This is a genomic window from Pseudomonas sp. Sample_24, assembly GCF_004307605.1.
Lineage (GTDB): Bacteria > Pseudomonadota > Gammaproteobacteria > Pseudomonadales > Pseudomonadaceae > Aquipseudomonas.
The window spans coordinates 1-4,034 of record NZ_RCNW01000521.1 but is presented as its reverse complement, the minus strand read 5'-3'; the positions used below and the strand labels follow the sequence as shown (position 1 = coordinate 4,034).

Genomic DNA, 4,034 nt, shown 5'->3' with positions numbered 1-4,034 from the left:
GATAAATCCCGGTGAACAGCGCCACCACCTCCTCATCACTCACACCCACCGGTTCGAAGCGACCAGACCAGGTCACCCGCGCGCCCAGATCGTTCCCACGCTCTGCGTGGGAATGCAGCCTGGGACGCTCCGCGGCCCTTTCGGAAGCCTGGAACGCGGAGCGTCCCTTGAAGCATTCCCACGCTCCGCGTGGGAACGATCGACGAGTCAAGCCGGGTATTTGGCTCGCAGGGCCTCAAGCCCTCCCTGATAAATCCCGGTGAACAGCGCCACCACCTCCTCATCACTCACACCCACCGGTTCGAAGCGACCAGACCAGGTCACCCGCGCGCCCTGCCCTTGCGCTTCGACCTTGATCGTCGCCAGATAGTCAGTGGCCGGAAACGGTGCCTGCAAAATCGAGTAGCTGTAAGTCCTGGCGGCGTTGTCGAACGCTTGCAGGCGCTCGACCACTACTGCGCCGTCCGCCGTTTGCAGGCTGCGCACGCGCCCGCCTTCGCTCAGCTCGCTCTGGGGAATGAACGGTAGCCAGTCCGGTAGCGAGTTGAAGCCACCGATCAATTGCCAGACCTGATCGGCCGAAGCCGGGATGTCGATGAATGCTGATGCAGTTGCCATGTAAAGCTCTCTCTCAATGAATAAAGTCAGATAGCCATGCTGTCGACGACACCGCCGTCGACTCGCAGGGCCGCGCCGGTGGTGGCCGAGGATAACGGCGAAGCGATGTACGCCACCAGATTGGCGACTTCCTCGACATGCGCCACGCGCTGGATGATCGAGGTTGGTCGGGCGGTGCGCACGAAGGCGTCGGCTTCCTCCTGCAAGCTGCGACCGGATTGGGCCATGGCATCCTTGAGCATCAGCTCCACGCCGTCGGTCAACGTCGGGCCCGGCAGAATCGCATTCACCGTCACCCCAGTGCCCGCCAGCCGTTTGGCCAGCCCGTGGGAGACCGCCAGGTTGGCGCTTTTGGTCACGCCATAGTTGAGCATGTCAGCCGGAATCGCGATCCCGGATTCCGAAGACAGGAAAATCACCCGCCCCCAGCCTTGCTTGACCATGTCCGGGACGTAATGCCGTGACAGGCGCACACCGGAGATCACGTTGATCTCATAGAAGCGCGTCCACTCGCTGTCGGGGGTCTCAAAGAAGTCCACCGCGTTGAAGATCCCGAGGTTGTTTACCAGGATGTCGGCACGTGGTTCGGCGGCAAACAGTTTCTCGGCGCCTTCGGCGGTGCCCAGGTCTGCGGTCAGCCCGCGTAACTGTGCATTCGGCACGCTCTGGCGAATGCTTGCCAAAGCCTGCTCGACCTTGGCCGACTCGCGGCCGATCACCACCACGGTGGCGCCGGATTCGGCCAGCGCCCGGCTGATGCCCAGGCCGATGCCCGCGGTGCTGCCGCTGACAATCGCCAGTTTTCCACTCAAATCGATTTTCATTTTCAGGCTCCAATGATTGGCAACGGGGCGCGCTCGGACACCAGTTTTGCGTCGCGCATCGCTTGCCAGAAGGCTGCAGGAATCACCGCCGACAACGCGGCCACATCTTCGGCGATTCGCTCTGGTCGGCTGGCACCTGGAATAACCGCCGCCACAGCCGGGTTGGCCAACGAGAACTGCAACGCCGCCGCTTTGATGTCGACACCATGGGCCGCGGCAATACGCTTGATCTGCTCGACCTTGCTGACGATGGCCGGGCTGGCCTTCTGATACTCGAAGTGCGCGCCACCGGCGAGGATGCCCGAACTGTAAGGGCCGCCGACCACGATTTCGACGTTCTGTGCCAGGGCGGCGTCCATCAAGCGTTGCAATGCGCGGTCATGGTCGAGAAGAGTGTAGCGACCCGCCAGCAGAAAACCGTCCGGCTGCGCTTCGCTCAGATCAAGGGTCAATTCGCAGGGTTCGACCTTGTTCACACCCAGGCCCCAACCTTTGATTACGCCTTCTTCGCGCAAGCGGGTCAGCACTTTGAAAGCACCGGTGCGGGCCTGGTTGAAGTATTCCAACCATTGATCGCCGTAGAAATCCTGAGCGATGTCATGCACCCAGACGATGTCCAGGCGATCGGTTTGCAGGCGCTTGAGGCTATCTTCAATGGAGCGCAGGGTCGCGTCGGCGCTGTAGTCGTTGATGATCTTGTTAGGGCGACCGTGCTCGAACACCCCGCTCTTCTCGCCCAGATCGCGGGCCGCAGCGTCTTCCACTTCATCGAGAATCACTCGGCCGACCTTGCTGCTGAGCACATAGTCGTCGCGGTTATAGCGCGACAGTGCGGCGCCGAGGCGGATTTCCGACAGGCCCGAGCCGTAGAACGGCGCGGTGTCGAAGTAACGCACGCCGGCATCCCAGGCGGCGTGAACGGTGGCTTGCGCTTCTTCTTCAGCAATGGCGCGGAACATGTTGCCCAGTGGTGCAGTACCGAAGCCCAGCGCGCCGGGCAGTTTATCTTTCAAGCTCATGATTCAATCCTCATCGTTTCAGTGGCCAGTGCTTGACCGTTGAGCAGATCCTAGATTGCGGCGTTCGGACCGTCCAAGACATAATGTGCAGTACTTGAGTCCCCAGAGGTCTGACATGATCGACATCCGCCAATTGCGCTACTTCGTCGCCGTCGCCGAAGAAGAACACGTTGGTCGCGCCGCCGAGCGCCTGCATATTTCCCAGTCGCCCCTGAGCCGGCAGATCGCCCAGCTCGAAGAGCGCCTGGGCCTGACCTTGTTCGAGCGCAGCCAGCAACGCATCCGCCTGACCCGCGACGGCCAGACGTTCCTCGCCGAAACCCGCGCCCTGCTGACCCACGCCAATCGCTTGGAATCCCTGGGCAAACGCCTGGGGCGCGGCGAAGAAGGCGGCTTGTGCATCGGCTACATCGAAAACGCCATGCACGCCGGTGTGCTGCCCAATGCCCTGCGCGTGCTGCGGGTCGACCGGCCGAACGTACATGTCGCGCTGTACAACCTGAGTTCCGCCGAACAACTCGAAGGCCTGCGTCAGCGTAGTCTGGATATCGCTCTGGTCAGCGAGCCGCCGACCGATGACGACCCGGACTTGCTGGGTTTTCAGGTTCTGGACGATCCGATGCTGCTGGCCTTGCCCGAAGATCATCCGCTGGCGCAGCAATCGACACTGACGGCCGCCGACCTCGCCGATAAGGAATGGATCGGCGTTCAACATCGGCAGAATGCCAATGGCCACGACGACTTCGTCAGCGCCTGCATCCGCGCCGGTTTCACCCCGGACATTCGCATGCAAGCGACCGAGCCGTTCACCGCATTGGGTTTGGTGGCCTCGGGGCTGGGCATCGCGATGATTCAGAAAGGCTTGAGCCGCAACGCACCGCCGGGCGTGCTGCTGCGGGATGTGCCGTGGATCGCCTACACCACACCGCTGTGGGCCGCATGGCACCGGATCAATTTGCGGCCGTTGGTGGAGACATTCAGGAAAGTCCTGACACACCCGGCCGACTGATCACACACCCGTCCTGTAGGAGCACAGCTTGCTGGCGATGGCGATTTCAAAGGCGCCATCGCCAGCAAGCTGTGCTCCTACAATTGATTGATGTCGTGTTGAAGATCCGTGTGGGAGCGAGCCTGCTCGCGATGGCGGCATCTGTTTAAAGCATATGTTTAACGACTGTCAGCGAAACTTGATGAAAGCTACAACACCTTGCGTCATTGCCTACGGTTACGCCAGAATCCGCCGGCTTACGCGCCTTGGGTCCGGGCCTTATCCTTAGCCGGTCGCTGAAAAAAACAGCGATCGGGTTTGGTAGCCCGGAGTACTGCGCGTAGCGCCACTTCAAGCAATAACTGCTTTTATGGTCGCCATGCGCAGGGCCTTTTCGGAGGCGCCGGTTCCAGTACTCCGGTCTACCAACCTGTGCATGGTCACCACCCATTCGTTTGGTAGCGAAAGTGATGGCTCCCATTTTGCTAGTACTGGAGTTCTATCAATGATCAAACCATCCCCCAACCCGCCAGAATCAGATCCAGCCTCCCCCTACGAAAGCCCCGATTTCAAGCAGTTCCACGA

At 61.0% G+C, this 4,034-nt stretch carries 4 protein-coding genes and 1 pseudogene; 1 reads left to right on the top strand and 4 read right to left on the bottom strand.

Going from position 1 to position 4,034, the window contains the following annotated elements; genetic code table 11:
* The 4 genes and pseudogenes from D8V06_RS29660 to D8V06_RS29645 all read right to left on the bottom strand — a co-directional run.
* A pseudogene (locus D8V06_RS29660) lies at positions 1-85 on the bottom strand (SRPBCC family protein); the annotation flags it as partial.
* Between the two features lie 122 nt (positions 86-207).
* Positions 208-618 carry an SRPBCC family protein gene (locus D8V06_RS29655; protein WP_130932368.1) on the bottom strand — a complete coding sequence of 137 codons (411 nt, stop codon included), beginning with the start codon at positions 616-618 and terminating at the stop codon, positions 208-210.
* Between the two features lie 26 nt (positions 619-644).
* Positions 645-1,442 (bottom strand): SDR family oxidoreductase, encoded by a 798-nt coding sequence (locus D8V06_RS29650; protein WP_056856727.1) that lies wholly within the window; start codon positions 1,440-1,442, stop codon positions 645-647.
* 2 nt (positions 1,443-1,444) lie between these two features.
* Positions 1,445-2,461, bottom strand: a complete 1,017-nt coding sequence (locus tag D8V06_RS29645) for an aldo/keto reductase (protein WP_130932367.1) — start codon at positions 2,459-2,461, stop codon at positions 1,445-1,447.
* Between the two features lie 115 nt (positions 2,462-2,576).
* On the opposite strand from D8V06_RS29645, the gene D8V06_RS29640 reads away from it, so the two are divergent.
* Positions 2,577-3,470, top strand: a complete 894-nt coding sequence (locus D8V06_RS29640; RefSeq protein ID WP_130904969.1) for a LysR substrate-binding domain-containing protein — start codon at positions 2,577-2,579, stop codon at positions 3,468-3,470.
* The last annotated feature ends 564 nt before the right edge of the window (positions 3,471-4,034 follow it).